The sequence below is a fragment of the Aureimonas sp. D3 genome (assembly GCF_001463805.1).
GTDB lineage: Bacteria > Pseudomonadota > Alphaproteobacteria > Rhizobiales > Rhizobiaceae > Aureimonas > Aureimonas ureilytica_A.
Genome location: NZ_BBWM01000042.1, coordinates 1 through 19,178, shown reverse-complemented (window position 1 = coordinate 19,178; position 19,178 = coordinate 1). Strand labels below are relative to the sequence as shown.

The following is a 19,178-nucleotide window of genomic DNA, read 5'->3' as shown; positions in this document are numbered from 1 at the left end:
GCATTTCCGATCCCTATGCACACCCGTCGCATGAAGGCGTGGCGCAGCTTGTATTGAACGCCCCATACACTTTTGAGAGGGCACTCCTCCGGCACCCAGGTTGATGAGCGTCACTCGAACCGCACATCCCCAGCCCGCTCTGCGCTTTCACGCGATGGGGTCATAGTTGATCGCACGCGCCAGTCCCGCATGGCGTCACGCCTGGAGAGGAACCGATCATGCGTGGGGATGCGGGGGCGGACGCCCCGTAGGCAAGAAAAAAGCCGGCGCCCTAGATGGGCGTCGGCCTCGGGAATCGCGCGAAGGGCGGTATGGTCCGCCCCGAATTAGGCCGCGGAAGTCTTTAGCGAGCCACTGCGATAGCGCTTGGCCATATCAGCCAATGCGATCGGCTTGATATTGGGCGCATGGCCCGCCGTGCCGAACTCCTCGAAGCGCTGCGCGGCGAGCTTCGTGACGGCCGCCATGGCGGGTCCGAGATATTTGCGGGGGTCAAATTCCTCGGGTTTCTCCGCAAAGACCTTACGGATCGCGCCCGTCATCGCCAAGCGGCAGTCCGTGTCGATATTGATCTTGCGCACGCCATGGCGAATGCCACGCTGGATCTCCTCCACCGGCACGCCCCAGGTCGGCTTGATCTCACCGCCATACTTGTTGACGATCTCCTGCAGATCCTCCGGCACGGAGGAGGAGCCATGCATGACGAGATGCGTGTTCGGCAGCTTCTGGTGGATGGCTTCGATGACGTTCATCGCCAGAACATCGCCATCGGGCTTGCGCGAGAATTTGTAGGCGCCGTGCGAGGTGCCCATGGCGACGGCGAGCGCATCGACATGCGTGTCCTCCACGAAGCGCGCCGCCTCGTTCGGGTCGGTCAGAAGCTGGTCATGGCTGAGCGTACCCTCGAAGCCGTGTCCGTCTTCCTTTTCGCCCGAGCCGGTTTCGAGCGAGCCGAGAACACCGATCTCGCCCTCCACCGAGGCGCCGCACCAATGGGCCATGTCGGAGACGCGGCGGGTGATTCCGGCATTGTAGGCGTAGTCGGCGAGCGACGCGCCGTCTTCCTGGAGCGAACCGTCCATCATGACGGAGGTGAAGCCGTGCTGGATGGCGGTGATGCAGGTGGCTTCGTTGTTGCCGTGGTCGAGATGCATGCAGAGCGGAATGTCGGGATGCATTTCCGCCAGCCCCTCGATCAGGCGAGCGAGGATCAGGTCGTTGGCATAGGCGCGCGCGCCGCGGCTCGCCTGAAGGATGACGGGCGAGGACGTCTTCTGGGCGGCGGCCAGAATGGCGAGCCCTTGCTCCATGTTGTTGATGTTGAACGCGGGCACGCCGTAGCCATACTCGGCGGCGTGGTCGAGAAGCTGGCGGAGGGTGATCAGGGCCATGGGGTCTTGTCCTTCCGTGGGGCTCAGCCGAGCGCGGCCGTGACGTCGGCGACAATGCCGAGATAGCCGTCCGCATTCCAGGCGGAGCGGCCGATGAAGAGGCCGTCGATATGCTCACACAGGGCCAGATCGACGCAGTTGCCGGGATTGACGCTGCCGCCATAAACGACCGAGAGCGGCGCGCCGAGCTTGTCTGCGGTCAGCGCCTTGATGCGCTTGTGCTGGGCGTCGGCGAAGTCGGGCTCTGCGGGCGTGCCGCCTTCGCCGATCGACCACACCGGCTCATAGGCAAGGATCACCTTCGCGCCGCTGGCCCAGTCGACCTCGGAAATGGCGGCCAGAACTTGGCGCTCCAGCGCTTCTTCGGTACGCCCGGCCTCGTATTCCTCGCGGGTGTCGCCGATGCAGACGAGAGCGGTCAGCCCATGGCGCACGGCGGCGGCCGTCTTGAGCGCCACGGTCTCATCCGTCTCGTTGAAATAGGTGCGTCGTTCGGAATGGCCGATCTCGACCAGCGCCGCGCCGCAATCGCGAACCTGCGGCACCGAAACCTCGCCGGTCCAGGCACCGGCATCCTTCCAATGCGCGTTCTGCGCGCCGACGATGACGTCCGTCTCCTTCAGATGCTCCGCCACGCGGTGCAAGACGGTGAAGGGCGGGATGACGAAGAGCTGGGCATCGTCGGACCGGCGCGAGCGATCCGAGGCTTTGAGGGTTTCGCAGAAGGCGTCGGCCTCCGCGATCGTCTTGTTCATCTTCCAGCTGGTGCCGATCCAGGGACGCTTTTGCAAAATGGCTCCTCCAGGGGTCTTCGATCCGCTCACCAGCGTTCATGCCGGCGCGGGGCAGGGGGCTTCGGGTGGGAATGCCCCGTCATGAAAAAGGCCGGCTCTTTCGAACCGGCCCTTCTGTTTCGAGGATCAGGCGCGGGCCTTGGCCTTGGCCTTTTCCGCGACCTTTTCGGCCGTGATGCCGAAATGCTTGTAGAGATCGCCGCCCGGCGCGGACGCGCCGAAGCCCGTCATGCCGATGACGTCGTCCTCGTCCTCGACGAAGCGCGTCCAGCCGAAGGGCGAAGCGGCTTCGACCGCAATGCGCGGCGCAGCGCCGAGCACGGTGTCGCGGTAGCTCTTGGGCTGCTGCGCGAACAGCTCCCAGCAGGGCAGGGAGACGACAGCGGCCTTGACGCCTTCGCCGGCCAGACGCTCGGCGGCGGCAACGGCGATCTCGACTTCCGAGCCTGTGGCAAGGATCGTCACGTCACGCGCGCCACCCTCGGCCTCGCGCAGGACATAAGCACCCTTGGCCGACAGATTCTCGGCCGACGCTTCGGTCCGCACCGCCTTGAGGTTCTGGCGCGACAGAACGAGCGTCGTCGGCGCCTTGACGCCGCCCAACGCCGCTTCCCAGCACTCCACCGTCTCGACGCCGTCCGCCGGGCGCATGACGAGCATGTTCGGCATGGCGCGCAGCGAGGCCAAGTGCTCGATCGGCTGATGCGTCGGGCCGTCTTCGCCCTGGCCGATCGAGTCATGCGTCATGACATAGACGACCGGCTGGTGCATCAGAGCCGACAGGCGCATGGCCGGGCGGGCATAGTCGGAGAAGCAAAGGAACGTGCCGCCGAAGGGCGTGAAGCCGCCATGCAGCGACAGGCCGTTCATGATCGCGGCCATGGCGTGTTCGCGAACGCCATAGAACACGTAATTGCCGTCGTAAGCGCCAGCCTGCACGGGCTTGGCTGCGCCGGCCTTGGTGAGGTTCGAGCCCGACAGATCGGCCGAGCCGCCGATAAGCTTCTGCGACTTGGCCGCAAGCGCGTCGATCACCATTTGGCCGGCCTTGCGCGTGGCAAGCGAAGCCTTGTCGGCGATCATCTTGGTCTTGAGCTCGGCGAGCATATCCGCCGGGTCACCGTCGAACCCGTCCTTCAGAACGCGCTCGAAGGCTTCGCGCTGGGCGGCATCCGCACTGGCCAGACGCTCACCCCAAGCCTTCGCGTCAGCCGCGCCACGGCGGCCGAAGCTCTTCCACTGGTCGGTCAGGTCTTCCGGCAGGACGAAGGGCTCATGGCCCCACTTGAAGTAGTCGCGAGCAAACGCGATACCCTCTGCGCCCAGCGGCGAACCATGAACGCCCGACGTGCCGGCCTTCTTGCCCGCGCCATAGCCGATCGTGGTGCGGCAGGCGATGAGGGTCGGCTTGTCGGACTGGCGCGCGCGCTCGATGGCGCTCGCGATGGCGGCGGGGTCATGCCCGTCCACGGCATCCGTGTTCCAGTTGGCGGAGGCGAAACGGCCCGCCACATCGTCGGACGTGGTGAGGTTGGTCGCGCCGTCGATCGTGATGCGGTTGTCGTCCCACAGAACGATCAGCTTGTTCAGCTTCAGATGGCCGGCGAGCGAGATCGCCTCCTGACTGACGCCTTCCATCAGACAGCCGTCGCCCGCGATCGTATAGGTATAATGTTCGCAAAGCTCCGAGCCGAAGCGCGCGTTCAGGATGCGCTCGGCAAGCGCCATGCCGACGGCGGTGGCCAAGCCCTGGCCGAGCGGGCCGGTGGTGGTCTCGATGCCGGCGCCTTCGCCGAATTCGGGGTGGCCGGCCGCCTTGGAATGAAGCTGGCGGAAGCGCTTCAGCTCGTCGATGGAGAAGTCCTCGTAGCCCGTCAGATGCAGCAGGCTGTAAAGGAGCATCGAGCCATGGCCGGCCGACAGCACGAAGCGGTCGCGGTCCGGCCAGTTGGGCTGGCTGGCGTCGAACTTCATGAAGCGCGAGAACAGCACGGTCGCGACATCGGCCATGCCGAGCGGCATACCGGGATGGCCGGAATTGGCCGCTTCCACCGCGTCCATCGACAGGAAGCGGATGCCGCTGGCGAGATAGCGCGTCGCTTCGACGTCGAGCGGGGGAAGGTTCGGTTTATCGAGCATGTGCGTCCTCCGAGATGCGGGGGCTGGCTCATCCGATGCGCCCGCGCCGCCGCCTCTGCGGGGAACCTGACGCGACGGAAGAGAAACCCTCTCCGTTCGGGCACGAGCAATCCCACGGGTGGGCGATCAAATCAATCGGCTCGCGCGGAAATATGTTCATTTGAACGCCGAAACCGCATATGAACATTCCAGACTTGTCACTATGGCCGCGCGAACTCGCATCGCAGCGCTGAAGCTGGGAGGGCTTTTGTGGACGCCGTCGCCCCGACCGAGATCGAATTGATAACCGAAATCGCGCGCCGCTATTACGAGGGCGATGCGACGCAGGCCGACATCGCAGCCGAGTTCGGCCTGTCGCGCATGAAGGTGAGCCGTCTCCTGCGACAGGCGCGGGAGGAGGGTGTGGTGGATGTGCGCATTCGCGTTCACCGCGCGATCGCGAGCGATATCGAAGCCCGGCTCTGCCAGCGCTTCCAGATCAAGCGCGCCCTGATCGCGGCCGATCGCGGCGACCCGGAGGCGCAGCGCGCGGACCTCGCTCTCGTGGTGGCGGATTTTCTGGAGCGCGAACTGTTCGACGGCGCGACGATCGCCGTCGGCATGGGACGCAACGTTGCAGCCGTCGCCGACACGCGCGGCCGCGCGGTCGTGGAAAACGCGGTTTTCGTCTGCGCCACGGGCGGCGCGCACCGGGCCGGCGAGCCCGGCAATGCCGACCATATCTGCCGTAAACTGGCGCGGCGCTTCGGCGGCACGCCCGAAACGCTCTACGCTCCCGCCTATGTGCCCGAAGCTGCCTTGCGCGACGCGCTCCTGCGAAACCAGACGGTGCGGCGCACGCTGGATGTCGCGCGCTCGGCCGATTTCGCGCTGATCGGCATCGGCGATCTCGGCGAGGAAAGCCATATGGTGCGCATGGGCTGGTTCAAACGCGAGGAAATTCTGGCCGCGCGCGCAGCCGGCGTCGTCGGTGATCTCATGGGCTACGACTTCTTCGATCTGGAAGGGCGCGAGCGAAACGAGATTCTGGGCGGGCGGGTGATCGGTCTCCGACTGGAGGAGATGCGCGCGATCCCGCATGTCGTCGCCATCGCGAGCGAGGCCAACAAGGCTCTTGCGCTCCTTGCCGCGCTTCGCACGGGCGTGATCGACATTCTCGCGACATCGCTCGCCAATGCGCAGAGCATTCTGGCGCTCGACGAAGCGACGCGGCTTTCCGGGTCGGCCGGCACCGCGCAGGCTTGAACATATGCTCAGAAAGTGGTTGAAGTAACACCCAGCAGACGGCGCGGGATCGACCCTACGATGCCACGAGGCTGTAGGGGCCGTTGATTGGCAGACTATCCTCCAAAGGAGACAAATCCATGAAGATCGTTCTTGGCGGCGACAGCGCGGGCGTTTCGCTGGTGAAGATCATTCACGAGCACCTGTCCAAGCGCAGCGACCTTCAGGTGGTAGATGCAAGCGCGGCGCCGAACGGCGAGTCCGAGCGCTACGCGACGACGACCGACCGGATCGCCAACCAGGTGCTGGACGGCACCTATGATCGCGGCATCCTGATCTGCGGCACCGGCATCGGCGTCTGCATCTCGGCCAACAAGGTTCCCGGCATCCGCGCGGCCCTGACGCACGACACCTATTCGGCCGAGCGCGCCGCGCTGTCGAACAACGCGCAGATCATCACGATGGGCGCGCGTGTCATCGGTCCCGAACTGGCCAAGGCGATCGTTGACAGCTATCTCGCGCAGACCTTCGATCCCGCCTCCTCGTCGGGCCCGAATGTCGAGGCGATCGACGCGATGGACCAGAAGTACAAGAGCTGCTGAACCACAGCTCGTCGCGCCTTTCGCGCGCAGCTTTCGTATGACGATGCGGGGTTGGTCGATACGGCCGGCCCCGCTTTTGCCTGTGGCGCGTTCGCCTCACGTCGCTCCTCTTGCAAGCGACGAAACGTCCTGCTCTGGACCGAGGTCTTACCGGGTGCAGCGTCCCGCTCTACACTTTACACTGAAAGACTGTGGCAGGAGTGTTGGCGATGGTCCATAGCGACGAGACCCAGATGATCCGTGATCGCGCCTATGCGATCTGGCAGGCCGAAGGCTATCCCGATGGCCGCGCGCTGGAACATTGGCTGATGGCGGAGCGCCAGCGCCTGGCATCCGATCCTTCTCAGCCCTGGTATGAGGCCAATGGTTTCGAAGGCGAGATCGCCTTCATGCGCCGGATGCTCTGGTCGGCCCAGCCCTTCGTGGCGGAGACCGCGACCTATCACTGATTTGCCATTGCCGCGCCGGCGGGTTGCGATCTCGGAAGATCGGTCCGCTTGCTCCGTGTCAGAAGGCGTAACGCACTTCGCAATAGGGCATGGCTTCCTCTAGCCACTGCCGAAGGCGGCCCAGCCATTGGCGTTTCCAGCCGGCGCGATAGCGCAGGTTCACCATGCCGCTTTCGCTGATCTTCTTTTCCTGAAGGTCGGGCCGCCAGAGCGCGGCCTCGCCTTTCGGATGCCAGTTCATATTGATCTCGTGCAGCCCCGCATTGTGGGTCAGCATGATGACCTCGCATTTGAATTGCGCCTTGGCCGCTGGCGAGAGCTGGTCATCGACTTCGCGAAACAGCGCCTTCCATTCCGCCTCCCAATTCTCATGCACGATGACGGGCGAGAAATTGGCGTGAACCTCATAGCCGGCCGCGACGAAATCGTTGATCGCGGCGATGCGCTCGCCGATCGGGGACGTTCGGATATCCACGAGCTTTGCCATGGCCGGCGGCATGAGTGAAAAACGGATGCGCGTGCGCCCCTGCGGGTCGTAGCCCAGCAGGTCGCGATTGACATACTTCGTGGCGAAGGAGCCCTTGGCGTTCGGCATAGAGCGAAACGCGACGACGAGATCACGGACATTGTCGCAGATCGTGGCATCGACCGAGAGATCGCCGTTCTCGCCGAGATCATAGACCCAGTCCACCGGGTCGATACTGTTCGCCTCGCCCTTGCGGCCGAACTTCAGCGCATGGCGGCGGATGGCATCGGCGATCTCGTCCAGATTGACGAAGAGCGACACCGGGTTCGCATAGCCCTTGCGGCGTGGCACGTAGCAATAGGAACAGGCCATGGCGCAGCCGTTGGACGAGGACGGTGCGATGAAATCGGCGCTGCGCCCGTTCGGCCGCATGGCGAGCGTCTTCTTGACGCCCAGCACCAGAACGTCCCGCTTGATGCGCAGCCAAGCATCGAGGCTCGATGGGTCGTTGAAGAGGTCCGGAATGCGCCAATGGCTCTCCACCTCGACCTGACGCGCATCCGGGAAACGCGCCAGAATGTCCTGCCCACGCCGACGCTGGCGCACGGCGGGTTCGAGATAGATGAGCTGCGGGTCGATCAGCGGACGGGCGTTCATGGCCTCCCATATGGAGCCGCGCGGAAGCGGGGGAGGGGGCTGCGACTCCGGGCCGGGACTTTATTCCCTTTCCCGCGCCACACCCCGACCCATTGTCATTCGGCCGCGACGAGACGCGGCTCCGCCGCCTTGCGATGAAGCGCCTTGCTTCGCGCGTCCACGATCTGGAGCGCGGCCGCAGCGGCCTCACGACCTTTTTCGACGAAATGCGCGCGGAAGATCGCGGTGTGGTGCTCGGTCTCCTGATAATGATGCGGCGTCAAGGAGACGGAGAGGACGGGCACGCCGGACTCCAGCCCGGCGCGCATCAGCCCATCGACCACGGCCTGCGCGACGAAATCATGCCGGTAGATGCCGCCATCGACCACCAGCGCGGCGGCGACGATGGCGTCGTATCGCCCGGTCCGCGCGAGTTCCAGCGCCATCAAGGGCAGTTCGAACGCGCCGGGAACGTCGATCACGTCGACCTGATCCAGCGGGATGCGTTCCGCGAACCCGTCGAGCGCGCGCGTCACGATGTCGGTGTGCCAATTGGCTTTGATGAAGGCGTAGCGGGGAGCGGTCATGGTGAAGTTCCGATAAAGAAGAAGAGCGATGGACGGACCGGCGGCGCGGCCCCTCAGCTCCAGGCGTGAAGCGGCGGGTTGACGCCGTTCAGCGCATGGTTGCCGATGATCGCGTATTTCCAGCGAACGGGATCGTGCAGCGTATGGGTGCGGGCGTTGCGCCAATGGCGGTCGAGGTGATGTTCGGCGAGGGTCGAGCGCGTGCCGGCCAGTTCGAAGAGCTTGTTCGTGGCCTCGATGGCGATTTCCGTCGACAGGATCTTGGCTTCGGCGGTGGCGATCTGCGCCTGCGCCACGGTTTCGGTACTCGGGTTCGCCACGGCCCGATCGACGGCATGGCCCGCGATGTCCTGCAACGCCTGCGCGGCATGGAGCCGAAGGGTCAAGGCGCCGACGGCCTGAATCGTGTAGGGATCGTCCGAGGCGCGCTCCAGCCCGGAATCCACCCATGCGCGCGACTTGGTGCGCACAAAGTCGATCGTCTCCGCGATCGCGGCGCGTGCGATGCCGGTGTCCACCGCCACCTGGATGATCTGGAAGATCGCCCCGTCCGCCGTCGGCACTTCATAGCCCTTGTAGCCCGGCACGAGATGGGTCTTGGGCACTTTCACGCCGTCGAGGATCACGGTGCCCGACAGGGTGGTGCGCTGGCCGAAGGCCGACCAATCGTCGATGACCGTCAGCCCCTCGGCATTGCGATCGGCGATCGCGTACCAGGCGCGACCCTCCTCATCCAGCGCGACGATCGGCACGAGATGGGCCAGCAGCGCGCCACTCGAATAGAACTTGCGTCCCGTCACGATCACATGGTCGCCCGCGTCCACAAAGCGCGTCTCGAAGTCCGCCGCACGTTTGGAGCCGAATTCCGAAAAGGCATTGCCGAAGCGAGTGCCCCGCAGAACCTCGCCGAACAAAAGGCGCTGCTGCGCCTCGTCCGAGACGGTGCGAATGGCCGCGACGACGCCCAGATGGTTCTGCGTGATCTGACCGATGGAAGGATCGGCGGCCGAGACGATCTCGATCACCTTCGCCAGCGTGGCATAGGAAACCTCCGGCCCGCCGAAGGCTTTGGGCACGTTGATCGACCAGAGGCCCGACTGCGAATAGGCGTCGAGTTCCTCGACGGGCCAGATGCGCTCGGCGTCGCGCCGGGCCGCGCCCGGCCGGATGCGGTCGGCAATCGCGTGAGCGACGGCGATCGCTTCGGCATCGTCGCTGATGACGTGGGCGTGCGCGGTGGGGCGGGGCAGGCCGGGGACAGCCGAAGCCGCCGGTTCGATTTTCTGTCCGGCAATGGTCATGGAAGCCATTCCTCGTTTGACGGATGGGGACGGAAAGGGCAGATGCCCTTATTCGGCGGCCAAGCGGTGGGACGCTTGGGAGGCTTCCAGCTCGCGCACGAGCGGAATGACGGTTCGACCGAAATGCTCGACCTCTTCCTTGAAATGCAGGAAGCCGAGGAGGATCAGATCGGCCCCCGCGCGCTTCAAGGCGACGATGCGCTCGGCCACCTGCAAGGGCGTTCCGATGAGATTGGTGCGGAACCCGTCATTATATTGAACGAGGTCCTCGAATGTGGATTTCGCCCAATTGCCTTCGCCTTCGGGCGAGGCCTTGCCGGCATTCTTCACCTCGTGGCCGAAGGCCCTGACCGCCTCCGGGTTGGCCTTGGCGACGATCTCGTCGCGCACGGCCCGCGCTTCTTCCTCCGTGTCGCGCACGATGGCGAAAGCGTTGATGCCGATCTTCACGCGCCGGCCCGCATCAGTGGCCTTGGCGCGGATGTCGTTCACCTGGGCGGCCAGACCCTCCGGCGTATTGCCATTGGTGAAGTACCAGTCCGACACGCGCGCCGCCATATCCCGCGCGGCGCGCGACGAGCCGCCCTGGAAGATTTCCGGCTGCGGCTCGACGGGCTTGGGCTTCAGGGAATAGTTGTTGAAGCGGTAGAAGTCGCCCCGGAAGGTGAAGGCATCCTCGCTCCAGATGCCGCGCAGGCTGCGGATGAACTCTTCCGTGCGGCGGTAGCGCTCGTCATGGTCCAGCCAGTGCTCGCCGATCGCATGGAACTCGCCCCGGAACCAGCCGGACACCATGTTCACCGCGATGCGACCGCCGCTGAGAATATGCACCGTCGCGAGCTGCTTGGCCGCCAGCGCCGGGTTCCACGGACCCGGCAGAAGCGCGGCGATCACCTTGAGACTGGTCGTATGGGCAAGCAGATGCTGGCTGAAGGACACGCTTTCATGCTGCTCGTCCGCCCCATAGCCCGCCGTGAAGCGGATTTGGCTGAGCGCGTAGTCGAAGCCGGAGCGCTCCGCGATCTGCGCCAGCTCGACATTATACTGCGGGTCGTGGCTCGTGCGCTGCTCGATGTTGGAGACGACGAGGCCGCCCGAAACATTGGGCACCCAATAGGCAAATTTCAGATCGGACGAAGCGGAGGTCTGGGTCATCAATAGGCTCCTTCGACAAGGAATCGATCAGGCCAAACGAAAGGTCGGCGCGAGGGGAAAACGAGAGAGGCAGCGGCCTCAGAAGCCGGTCGGGCAGGGGATGCGGCACAGCGACATGGGGTACCTCGGGGCCGTTGCAGATGCGCTCAAGATACGATTTTAAAATCCATAGATCAGATAGATTATTTTGTTTTTGGCGGCGGAACGGAAAATTCCGTCGCCGGATCGAGAGGCGATCTCGCTTGGGATCGGAGCAGACGCTTTGCGTTTCAGCGCCAGGGCACGGGCGTCAGCAGGTCTTTCAGCACCTGAGCGAAGCGTTCCATGCGTGCGGCCCGCCCCTGGCGAGGCCCGAGCAGCGCCACCACATCGGCATCGGGCATCCGCCAGGAAGGTAGGAGTTCGATGAGACGCCCGGCGCGCAGCTCGCCGGCTATGTCCCATTCCGATCGCTGGACGATGCAAAGCCCGGCCAGCGCCCAGGCCTTGATCACCTCGCCGTCATTGCTGGTGAGTTCCGGTCGCACGCGGATCGTGGCCGTCTCGCCATCATCCCCGCCGAAGCTCCAGAGCGTCACGTCAGCCTGATCCTCCCGTATCACCCCGCACACATGCTGCGCCAAGTCCTGCGGATGGACGGGATGTCCCAGCGCTTCGAGATAGGCTGGGGATGCGCAGAGAATGCGCCGGTTGGGCGCGAGCCGGCGCATGGCGAGGGCGCTGTCAGCGAGCGGGCCGACCTGCACCAGCACGTCCCATCGGTCCGACCGGATGCCGCTCGCCGGATCGTCCAGAAGCGTCAGCTTCAGCTCCACCGCCGGATGAAGCTGACGCATCCGCGCCATTGCCTGTGCCACGAAGGCGCGCCCGAAGCCGAGGGGCGCCGCGACATGCAGCGGGCCGCTCACGATGTCGCAGCGCTCGCGAAGCTCGGCGGCGAGGCTTTCCAAGTCTTCCAGCACCGCCTGCCCGCGTTCGGCCAGAAGCGCGCCTTCCGACGTGAGGCTCAGCTGGCTGCCCGAGCGGTCCACCAGCCGCATTCCGAGCCGTCGCTCCAGCGCCTGAAGCCGTTGCGAGACGGCCGGCGGCGTCACGTCGAGCGAACGAGCCGCCGCCGCCAGCGAGGGTTCGGACGCCAGAACGGCGAAGAAGGCGAGATCCTGCGAGGTGAGCATAAAGGCCAGACTTAATCCGAAATGCAGGCCCGGTAAATTTCAGATGCAAGGTCACCGAGTTAAGAATCGAGCGACCTCGCCATAGGACCCACGCTATGACCGCTCATCCTCAACTCGCCGATCTTCCCACCCCCTCGCTGCTGCTCGACGAATCGCGGATGCTAGCCAATATCGAGCGCCTGCGCGGGCGCATGGCCGGGCTTGGCGTTGGTCTGCGGCCGCATCTCAAAACCGCGAAGTCGGTGGATGTCGCCCGGCATCTTCTGGACGGCGGCAACGGCCCGGCCACCGTTTCGACGCTGCGCGAGGCGGAGGTCTTCTTCGAGGCCGGTGTCACCGATATTCTCTATGCGGTCGGCATCGCGCCGCAGAAGCTGCCTCAGGTGGCGAAGATGCGCGCGGCGGGCTGCGACCTGACCGTTCTTCTCGACACGATCGAACAAGCGGACGCCGTCGCGGCGGCCTCGCGCGAAACGGACGCGCCGATCCCGGCCCTGATCGAAATCGACTGCGACGGCCATCGCGGCGGCCTCGAACCCGGCGATGGCAGGCTTGTCGAGATCGCGCGCAGGCTGGTGGAGGGCGGCGCGACGCTTCGCGGCATCATGACCCATGCGGGCGAAAGCTATGGCGCGGTCGGCATGGAGGCGCAGGCCGTCTTCGCCGAGCGCGAGCGGGCGGCGGTCGTGGCCGCTGCTGCACGCCTGCGCGAGGCCGGCCTGCCATGCCCGGTCGTCAGCGTCGGCTCGACGCCCACCGCCCATGCGGCGAGAGACCTGACGGGCGTGACAGAAATGCGCGCCGGCGTCTATGTCTTCTTCGATCTGGTGATGGCCGGGATCGGCGTCTGCCGTGTCGAGGACATCGCCTTGTCCGTTCTGACCACCGTCATCGGCCACAAGCGCGAGCGCGGCTGGATTCTCATCGACGCCGGCTGGATGGCGATGTCGCGCGATCGGGGTACGGCGGCGCAGACGGTGGATCAGGGCTATGGCCTCGTCTGCGACGAAACGGGCCGCGTTCTGGACGATCTTTTGGTAGTCACCGCCAATCAGGAGCACGGGATCGTGGCGCTGCGAAAGGGCAGCACGGCAGCGCTTCCCGAGTTGCCGGTCGGCACCCGGCTGCGCATCGTGCCCAACCATGCCTGCGCGACGGCGGGACAGTTCGACGCCTATCATGTCTTGCCGAAGGAAGCGGGTGTGCCGCTGAAGCGCTGGTCCCGTTTCGGCGGCTGGTAAGGAGAAAGCCATGAAACTCGTCACCGAAGAACAATCCGCGCGCCTTGCGACCCATGAACTCGCCTACCGCGCCGTGCGCGAAGCGCTGATCGCGGCGGTCGATCCGCAGACCGCCAGCTTTCCCGTCGTGCTCGGCCATTCGTTCGATCCCTCGAACCGCTTCACCGTGAAGTCGGGGGCAGCGCCCGGCATCGTCGGCCTCAAGATCGGCTCCTACTGGCCGGGCAATCCGGAGCGCGGGTTGCCGCGACACAGCTCGACCATCATCCTCATCGACGAGGCGATCGGCCGGATCAAGGCCGTCGTGGAAGGCGGCCAGCTCAACGCCTATCGCACGGCGGCGGCGGACGCGGTGACGACCGACACGCTCGCCCGCAAGGATGCCGAAGTGCTCGCGCTGTTCGGCACCGGCCATCAGGCGCGCTACGAGGCGGCAGCAGTGGCGCGGGTGCGCGCGCTCCGGGAGGTTCTGGTGGTCGGGCGCTCCGCCGCGTCAACGGAGACCATGGTGGCCGATCTGCGTGCGCTGGGCCTGCCCGCGCGCCCGAGCGGGGCGGAAGACGCCTGCCGCGCCGCCGACATCATCGTCGCGGCCACCACGGCCCGCGAGCCTTTGTTTGAGGCGGATTGGGTGAAGCCGGGAACGCACATCTCCTCCATGGGCTCCGACGCGACCGGCAAGCAGGAACTGCCGCCCGCCCTGTTCGAGCGCGCGCGGCTTTTCTGCGATCTCTGCGAGCAGTCCTGCCGCATCGGCGAGTTCCAGCACGCCGGGCCGGAGGCACGGATCGAGGCGATCGGCTCCGTTTTGCTGGGCGCGGTGCCCGGCCGCACGAGCGACGGCGAGATCACGATCTTCGACAGCTCCGGCATCGCGGTGCAGGATCTTTTCATCGCGCGCGCCATCCTGGCGGAGGTCGCCCCGACCTGATCCGCGCCTCGCCGACGGCGGACGCTCAACCGCGCCAGAGCGCGCGCGTGGCCATGTCGAGCCCGAGCACGAGTAGGAAGGCGAGGAAGATCCGGCGAAACAGAAGCGGGCTGATCCGGCTGCGGATCGCCTGCCCCGCCGCCATGCCGGCCAGCGCCGGCAGAACACACAAGGCGGAGGCGAGCCAGCCTCCCTGCAAGCCGGCCCCATGCCAGCCAAGGCCGATCGCCAGCGCGATGGTGGACACTGTGAAGCTGAGCCCCAGCGCCTGCACCAGCTCGTCGCGCTCCAGCCCCAGCGACTGGAGATAGGGAACGGCTGGAATCACGAAGACGCCGGTTCCGCCCGTCACCAGCCCCGTGATCAAACCCACGAGGGGGCTGGCGACCGGCTCCAAGCGTCGGGGCACACGGATCGGGCGCGCCAGCAGCGCATAGGTCGCATAGACGGACAGGATGATCCCCAGCGCCATACTGGTGGCGCGCGTGTCGCCGCTCGTCAGAAGCGTCGAGCCCGCGACGGTTCCCGCGAGGATGGCCAGCATCATCGGCCAGAAGCGTCGGATTAAAGGGAAAGCGCTTGGCCCGGTCAGAAGCTGCCAGAGATTGGTGACGAAGGACGGCACGAGAAGCAGCCCGGCCGCCGCGAGCGGCGACAGGAACGCGCCCAGCACCCCCATGGCCACGGTCGGCAAGCCCATGCCGGTCACGCCTTTGACGAGACCGGCGAAGAAGAATGTGGCGCCGACCGCGCCCATCAGAAAAAGGTTCGTGTCCATTCCCCCATGAACCCGGCGGGGGGCCAGAGCGCAATTCGGAAAGGGGCGAGCGACACTTCGGCTGAGCCGAAGCCTGAAAGCGAATTTCGCCGCTGCTTTGTTCTTCCGACTAAGCCTCAACGCTGGCACAATGGGCCATGCGTTTCGACTTGGCAGACCTCAGCCTGTTTCTCGCCATCGTGGACGCCGGCAGTATCACCCATGGCGCGGCGCGCGCGAACCTGTCTCTGCCGGCGGCGAGCGAGCGGCTGCGCGACATGGAAGCGGCGTCCGGCGTGCTGCTCCTCGTGCGCCGCCAACGGGGCGTCGAGCCGACGCGGGCGGGCGACACGCTCGCCCATCATGCCCGCATCGTGCTACGGCAGGTCGGCGCGATGCAGGCCGAGCTGTCCGATCATGCCCGGGGTTTTCGAGGACGGGTCCGCGTCATGGCGAATTCGGCGGCCATCGCGGGCTGCCTGCCGGCGCGCCTCGGGCCGTTTCTGGCGCTCCATCCCGGCGCGGACATAGAGCTTGCCGAGCGGCCCAGCCCGGACATCGTCAAGGCGCTCGCAAACGGATTGTGTGATCTCGGCATCGTCTCAGACGCCGCCGACACGAGCGCGCTGTCGACGTCGCCCTTCGCGGTCGATCGTCTCGTGCTCGTGACGGCGACGAACCATCGGCTCGCGCGGGAGCGGCGCGTCGCCTTCGCGGATGTGGCGGGCGAGCCGATGATCGGCTTCGACGGCGCGCTGCAAGGCCAGATCGAAGAACAGGGCGAGCGGCTGGGATATCGAATTCGCCCGCGCATCCGGCTGCGCAGCTTCGAGAGCCTCTGCCGCATGGTAGCCGATGGCGCGGGCGTCGGGATCATCCCGCAATTCAGCGCTCAGCGCGCGCGGCGCTCCATGCCGCTTTCCTGCCTACGGCTGACGGACGCTTGGGCAACGCGCAAGCTGCTCCTGTGTTGGCGATCACAAGAGAGCCTCGATCCGCTGAACGCCAGCCTGCGGCGGCATCTGGCATTGGTCGAAGCCCGGTCCCGCCCGCATTCCGCCACGGGCAACGCCTGACCGCACCGGCCCTCTCGTCGGAGCGGTCCCGATGGGACGCAGTGCATCTCATCCGCTCGCAAGGCGCGCACGGCTCTTGCCCGGATTGGGGCGGTGCGACTGCGCCAAGGGAAGGCCATAAGGTGACAACATCCCCGTCCCTTCACGCAGCCCTGGCGCAACCCCGAATTGAAGATTCCAGGAACGTAAGGAAGTAAGCAAAAATACTTTTAACCTCTATTCGGTGCAAGTCGCGCTTTGAGCGAGACGCCTCGTTAAGAACAGAGGCGCATAAGTGAAGCAAGTGCTCGTTCCGCTTCACTCATAAGGATGCCAGTGTTTTCGAGGTTTTCGACCTTTGCAGCTGGCGTGGCCGGGAGCGCGGCGATCGAGTTCGCCCTCCTCGGTTCGATCTTCTGTGTTCTGATGCTGGGTCAGTTCGAAATCGGCTATATGCTTTATCTCCAGCACAGTCTGGACGATGCAACGGTGGTGGCCTCCCGGTCCATTCAAGTCGGCGTTGCACAACGCGCCCAGGACGATACGGTCGACAAGTTCAAGACCAATCGTCTTTGCCCTGCACTCGGCTCGCTTCTGGACTGTTCCAAAGTGATCGTGGATTCCGGCCTCCTGCCCAATGCCGGTTCGTCCTTCGACAGCGGCACATGGGCCAACACACCCATTGGCTCGCGCTCGGCCGATACGTTCTGCCTGGGCTCGTCGGGCGAATACATGTTCCTGCGCATCTCCTACCCCCAGCCCCCGATCACCGGGGGGCTTCTACCTGCCTCGATGTTCACTCTCTACAACGGGCAAAAGGTCACGATGCTGCAGTCCTTCGCCGTCATGCGCATCGAGCCGGTGCAGGCCAAGCGGACGGGGCCCTGCAAATGACGCCCCGCCAGCTTGCCACGCGCGAAGAGGGCGTCATCGCCATCGAGTTCGCGTTCATTCTGCCGATCCTCCTGATCCTGATCGTGGGAACCTTCGAGATCAGCAAATATATCCAGACCAACAATCAGGTCGTGCAGGTCGTCAGCATGGTCGGGCAAATGTCGTCCCAGCTACCGGCGACAACCGACGTGACGGATGTCCAGCGCATCTGGAGCGCATCGCCGCTGATCGCGCCGGAAGCCCAACGTGTCGCCGCCCATCTCAAGGCCCAGCGTTGGAGCGATGTTCTGAACGTGACAATCACCAGCATCGTTTTCGCCAAGCGCGTGCCCGATTGCCAATCCAACTGTGTCTACGACGCCCAGATCGCCTGGAGCGTCGGCCAGAATCCAGTCTCCTGCGGAACGATCCCCTCCGGAAATCCCATTCTGCCGACGCAGGACGTCATTCCCGCCGAATTATACGGGCAGGGCAGCGTGATCTCCGTTCGCGCATCGCTTTCCTACCTTCCCTATCTCATCGGCACGTCCGATCTCCTGGCTGGTCTGGCCTCGTCTTTGTCCGGGCAGATGACGGAGTCGAGCTGGTTCCTGCCGCGCAACGCCGATCGAACCGCCTTGACCGGGCTCGCCGCCGCCACGCCACAAGTCAGACTTTGTCCGGGGATCGCATCATGAAGCGCGGATGCCTCATAGAACTGCGTCGCAATCGCAAAGGCAGCATGGCGATCGTCTTCGCGCTGGCCCTGATCCCGCTTCTGGGCTTTGTCGGGCTGGCGACGGACTATGCCAAGTCGCTTCTGGTCAAGCGCCGGCTGGAACTGGCGATCGACAGCGCGGCTCTCGCGTCCGTAAAGCGTACGGTCGATCTGCTGAACGACGGCCAGACCTCCCAGTCCAGCGCGATCCAGCAGGGAGAGGCAGAGGGCAAAGCTTATATGGCCGCGCAGTCGCAGCGGCTCATGGACACCGATCTCAGCGCGGTGAACGTGAAGGTCACGGTCGACGGATCGACCATCACCTCGCAAACCGGGTACGCGGCCGGCGTGCCCACCGCTTTCGCGCAGCTGTTTGGGGTCAAGACCTTTCAGATCGCGGGCAATTCAGGGGCCTCGGTGACGCTGTCGCCTTATGTCGATGTTCATGTCCTCATAGACGTGTCGGAGTCCATGGCCATCGGCGCGACGGAGCGGGATCAGGACATTATCACGAATATGCCGGTACGTCGCTTCTGGAGCGGCGGATCAGGCGTATGGCAGAACGGGTGCGCCATCGCCTGTCATATCATGCAGCCCGATCTTATGAGCAACGACCGGCGATACCCGTCCGTAACGACTTATGAACTCGCGCATCAGAACGGCGCGCGAATGCGGATCGACGTCGTGCGCGATGCCGTTCAAAGGCTTGCAACAACGCTCCTGACCCGAAGCGACAAGCGGTACAGAGTCGCACTTTACACGTTTAACTCCTCATTCAACGTGTTGACCGGTCTGACGAACAACCCAACGATAGCCGCCACCGCCATCGCAACGCTGGAACCTGCCTCGAGTCAGGGGGGTACGAACGCTCACGTGGCCTTCCGAAAGCTAAACAGTGCGATTCAGCCCCCTGGCGATGGAATGACACAGGATAAGGCGAAGGCCATCGTGGTTCTCATGACGGACGGGACAGAGGACACTCAGATGCAATATCCCGGCGACACACATGATTACACGGATCCGAATTTCGTCTATTTCGACCCTTACTCAGAGGATTTCGGAGGGCGGATTCAGTCCTTCGATCCCCAAATGTGTAAACCGCTCAAAGATAAGGGTGCGCAATTTATAGCCCTTAATACAAAGTATCTGATCCCCAAAGGGCAGACGAACGTGAAGTTCATTGGGCTTCAGACCTTTCTTCTGAAGGTCATAGAAAAAAACATGGCGGCCTGCGTCAGCACTCCAAATGACTATTACGACGCGTCGAGCCCGGAAGAGATCGACAACGCCGTCAGCCAGATCACGAGTTCGATCACCAAACCGCTGGCCCTGACACGGTAAACGCTCAGCCCTCCAGCGAGCAGAGAACCGCGAGCGTCGTTTCGAGCAGGGCCGTCGCGCCCGACACGCAGAAGCGCGGCTCGACATGTTCGGCCTCGTTGTGGCTGATCCCGTCCCGGCAGGGGGTGAAAAGCATGAGCGCGGGGGCCTTGCGGGCCAGAAATAGCGCATCGTGAAACGCGCCGGACACGATGCGGCGGTTCGCAAGGCCCGCCTTGGTGCAGGCCGCTTCGGCCAGCGCCAGCATCGCCTCGGGGAAGGCGCTCGGCGCCATGTCGTTGAGAAGGCGCACATGCAGGCCACAGCGCGCGCGCTCCGCCTCGCGTTCGCAGACGGTGCGCGC

The 19,178-nt window shown here is 64.9% G+C and carries 19 protein-coding genes; 9 read left to right on the top strand and 10 right to left on the bottom strand.

Going from position 1 to position 19,178, the window contains the following annotated elements:
* Window positions 1-326: 326 nt before the first annotated feature.
* The 3 genes from fba to tkt all read right to left on the bottom strand — a co-directional run bounded on the left by fba (window position 327) and on the right by tkt (window position 4,324).
* A complete protein-coding gene (gene fba / locus AUL36_RS12640; protein WP_062221281.1) occupies window positions 327-1,391 on the bottom strand; it encodes a class II fructose-bisphosphate aldolase in 1,065 nt (354 codons plus the stop codon).
* 23 nt (window positions 1,392-1,414) lie between these two features.
* On the bottom strand, window positions 1,415-2,182 hold the full coding sequence (locus AUL36_RS12635) for a triose-phosphate isomerase (RefSeq protein WP_082655812.1): 768 nt from the start codon (window positions 2,180-2,182) through the stop codon (window positions 1,415-1,417).
* Between the two features lie 129 nt (window positions 2,183-2,311).
* Window positions 2,312-4,324 (bottom strand): transketolase, encoded by a 2,013-nt coding sequence (gene tkt / locus AUL36_RS12630; protein ID WP_062221279.1) that lies wholly within the window; start codon window positions 4,322-4,324, stop codon window positions 2,312-2,314.
* Window positions 4,325-4,573: 249 nt separating this feature from the next.
* On the opposite strand from tkt, the gene AUL36_RS12625 reads away from it, so the two are divergent.
* From AUL36_RS12625 to AUL36_RS12615, 3 genes are all read left to right on the top strand, one after another.
* The gene (locus AUL36_RS12625) at window positions 4,574-5,569 is read left to right on the top strand and encodes a sugar-binding transcriptional regulator (RefSeq protein ID WP_062221276.1); all 996 of its coding nucleotides are present in this window, start codon (window positions 4,574-4,576) and stop codon (window positions 5,567-5,569) included.
* A 119-nt stretch (window positions 5,570-5,688) separates the two neighbouring features.
* Entirely contained in the window at window positions 5,689-6,150 is a 462-nt protein-coding gene (gene derI / locus AUL36_RS12620; RefSeq protein WP_062221273.1) for a D-erythrulose-4-phosphate isomerase, read from the top strand.
* Between the two features lie 209 nt (window positions 6,151-6,359).
* Window positions 6,360-6,599, top strand: a complete 240-nt coding sequence (locus AUL36_RS12615; RefSeq protein ID WP_058600359.1) for a DUF2934 domain-containing protein — start codon at window positions 6,360-6,362, stop codon at window positions 6,597-6,599.
* Between the two features lie 58 nt (window positions 6,600-6,657).
* Here AUL36_RS12615 and AUL36_RS12610 read toward each other — a convergent pair whose 3' ends face one another.
* The 5 genes from AUL36_RS12610 to AUL36_RS12590 form a co-directional block, all read right to left on the bottom strand.
* On the bottom strand, window positions 6,658-7,722 hold the full coding sequence (locus AUL36_RS12610) for a spore photoproduct lyase family protein (protein WP_062221270.1): 1,065 nt from the start codon (window positions 7,720-7,722) through the stop codon (window positions 6,658-6,660).
* Between the two features lie 95 nt (window positions 7,723-7,817).
* Window positions 7,818-8,288, bottom strand: coding sequence for a 6,7-dimethyl-8-ribityllumazine synthase (locus AUL36_RS12605; RefSeq protein WP_062221267.1), 471 nt, complete (start codon window positions 8,286-8,288; stop codon window positions 7,818-7,820).
* A gap of 53 nt (window positions 8,289-8,341) precedes the next feature.
* Window positions 8,342-9,589 (bottom strand): SfnB family sulfur acquisition oxidoreductase, encoded by a 1,248-nt coding sequence (locus AUL36_RS12600; RefSeq protein WP_062221323.1) that lies wholly within the window; start codon window positions 9,587-9,589, stop codon window positions 8,342-8,344.
* Between the two features lie 48 nt (window positions 9,590-9,637).
* Complete coding sequence (gene sfnG, locus AUL36_RS12595) at window positions 9,638-10,744, bottom strand: dimethylsulfone monooxygenase SfnG (RefSeq protein ID WP_062221263.1); 1,107 nt, start codon at window positions 10,742-10,744, stop codon at window positions 9,638-9,640.
* 269 nt (window positions 10,745-11,013) lie between these two features.
* Window positions 11,014-11,919, bottom strand: a complete 906-nt coding sequence (locus tag AUL36_RS12590; RefSeq protein ID WP_062221260.1) for a LysR family transcriptional regulator — start codon at window positions 11,917-11,919, stop codon at window positions 11,014-11,016.
* Between the two features lie 95 nt (window positions 11,920-12,014).
* Between AUL36_RS12590 and AUL36_RS12585 the strand changes: the two genes are divergently transcribed.
* Together AUL36_RS12585 and AUL36_RS12580 are read left to right on the top strand one after the other, a co-directional pair.
* The gene (locus tag AUL36_RS12585) at window positions 12,015-13,160 is read left to right on the top strand and encodes a DSD1 family PLP-dependent enzyme (protein WP_062221258.1); all 1,146 of its coding nucleotides are present in this window, start codon (window positions 12,015-12,017) and stop codon (window positions 13,158-13,160) included.
* 10 nt (window positions 13,161-13,170) lie between these two features.
* Window positions 13,171-14,091 carry an ornithine cyclodeaminase family protein gene (locus AUL36_RS12580; protein ID WP_062221255.1) on the top strand — a complete coding sequence of 307 codons (921 nt, stop codon included), beginning with the start codon at window positions 13,171-13,173 and terminating at the stop codon, window positions 14,089-14,091.
* Between the two features lie 25 nt (window positions 14,092-14,116).
* On the opposite strand, the gene AUL36_RS12575 is transcribed toward AUL36_RS12580, so the two are convergent.
* Window positions 14,117-14,869, bottom strand: coding sequence for a sulfite exporter TauE/SafE family protein (locus AUL36_RS12575; RefSeq protein ID WP_062221252.1), 753 nt, complete (start codon window positions 14,867-14,869; stop codon window positions 14,117-14,119).
* Window positions 14,870-15,006: 137 nt separating this feature from the next.
* On the opposite strand from AUL36_RS12575, the gene AUL36_RS12570 reads away from it, so the two are divergent.
* The 4 genes from AUL36_RS12570 (at window position 15,007) to AUL36_RS12555 (ending at window position 18,835) form a co-directional block, all read left to right on the top strand.
* A complete protein-coding gene (locus AUL36_RS12570; RefSeq protein WP_062221250.1) occupies window positions 15,007-15,924 on the top strand; it encodes a LysR family transcriptional regulator in 918 nt (305 codons plus the stop codon).
* 315 nt (window positions 15,925-16,239) lie between these two features.
* Window positions 16,240-16,797, top strand: coding sequence for a TadE/TadG family type IV pilus assembly protein (locus AUL36_RS12565; protein WP_193752795.1), 558 nt, complete (start codon window positions 16,240-16,242; stop codon window positions 16,795-16,797).
* Window positions 16,794-17,474: a TadE/TadG family type IV pilus assembly protein gene (locus AUL36_RS12560; protein WP_062221247.1), complete on the top strand. Its 681-nt coding sequence runs from the start codon at window positions 16,794-16,796 to the stop codon at window positions 17,472-17,474. The genes AUL36_RS12565 and AUL36_RS12560 overlap by 4 nt, the downstream gene beginning before the upstream one ends.
* Window positions 17,471-18,835: a TadE/TadG family type IV pilus assembly protein gene (locus tag AUL36_RS12555; RefSeq protein WP_082655809.1), complete on the top strand. Its 1,365-nt coding sequence runs from the start codon at window positions 17,471-17,473 to the stop codon at window positions 18,833-18,835. Before AUL36_RS12560 ends, AUL36_RS12555 begins: the two co-directional genes overlap by 4 nt.
* Before the next feature lie 4 nt (window positions 18,836-18,839).
* Here the strand turns inward: AUL36_RS12555 and AUL36_RS12550 are convergent.
* Window positions 18,840-19,178 (bottom strand): M20/M25/M40 family metallo-hydrolase (locus AUL36_RS12550; RefSeq protein ID WP_156418370.1); only part of this gene is annotated, 339 nt, incomplete at its 5' end.

What these genes read in the sequence shown, in the direction of transcription:
- fba (WP_062221281.1), bottom strand. Translation starts at nt 1,391, where the DNA reads ATGGCCCTGATCACCCTCCGCCAGCTTCTCGACCACGCCGCCGAGTAT.
- tkt (WP_062221279.1), bottom strand. Translation starts at nt 4,324, where the DNA reads ATGCTCGATAAACCGAACCTTCCCCCGCTCGACGTCGAAGCGACGCGC.
- derI (WP_062221273.1), top strand. Translation starts at nt 5,689, where the DNA reads ATGAAGATCGTTCTTGGCGGCGACAGCGCGGGCGTTTCGCTGGTGAAG.
- AUL36_RS12615 (WP_058600359.1), top strand. Translation starts at nt 6,360, where the DNA reads ATGGTCCATAGCGACGAGACCCAGATGATCCGTGATCGCGCCTATGCG.
- AUL36_RS12610 (WP_062221270.1), bottom strand. Translation starts at nt 7,722, where the DNA reads ATGAACGCCCGTCCGCTGATCGACCCGCAGCTCATCTATCTCGAACCC.
- AUL36_RS12605 (WP_062221267.1), bottom strand. Translation starts at nt 8,288, where the DNA reads ATGACCGCTCCCCGCTACGCCTTCATCAAAGCCAATTGGCACACCGAC.
- AUL36_RS12600 (WP_062221323.1), bottom strand. Translation starts at nt 9,589, where the DNA reads ATGACCATTGCCGGACAGAAAATCGAACCGGCGGCTTCGGCTGTCCCC.
- sfnG (WP_062221263.1), bottom strand. Translation starts at nt 10,744, where the DNA reads ATGACCCAGACCTCCGCTTCGTCCGATCTGAAATTTGCCTATTGGGTG.
- AUL36_RS12590 (WP_062221260.1), bottom strand. Translation starts at nt 11,919, where the DNA reads ATGCTCACCTCGCAGGATCTCGCCTTCTTCGCCGTTCTGGCGTCCGAA.
- AUL36_RS12585 (WP_062221258.1), top strand. Translation starts at nt 12,015, where the DNA reads ATGACCGCTCATCCTCAACTCGCCGATCTTCCCACCCCCTCGCTGCTG.
- AUL36_RS12580 (WP_062221255.1), top strand. Translation starts at nt 13,171, where the DNA reads ATGAAACTCGTCACCGAAGAACAATCCGCGCGCCTTGCGACCCATGAA.
- AUL36_RS12575 (WP_062221252.1), bottom strand. Translation starts at nt 14,869, where the DNA reads ATGGACACGAACCTTTTTCTGATGGGCGCGGTCGGCGCCACATTCTTC.
- AUL36_RS12570 (WP_062221250.1), top strand. Translation starts at nt 15,007, where the DNA reads ATGCGTTTCGACTTGGCAGACCTCAGCCTGTTTCTCGCCATCGTGGAC.
- AUL36_RS12560 (WP_062221247.1), top strand. Translation starts at nt 16,794, where the DNA reads ATGACGCCCCGCCAGCTTGCCACGCGCGAAGAGGGCGTCATCGCCATC.
- AUL36_RS12555 (WP_082655809.1), top strand. Translation starts at nt 17,471, where the DNA reads ATGAAGCGCGGATGCCTCATAGAACTGCGTCGCAATCGCAAAGGCAGC.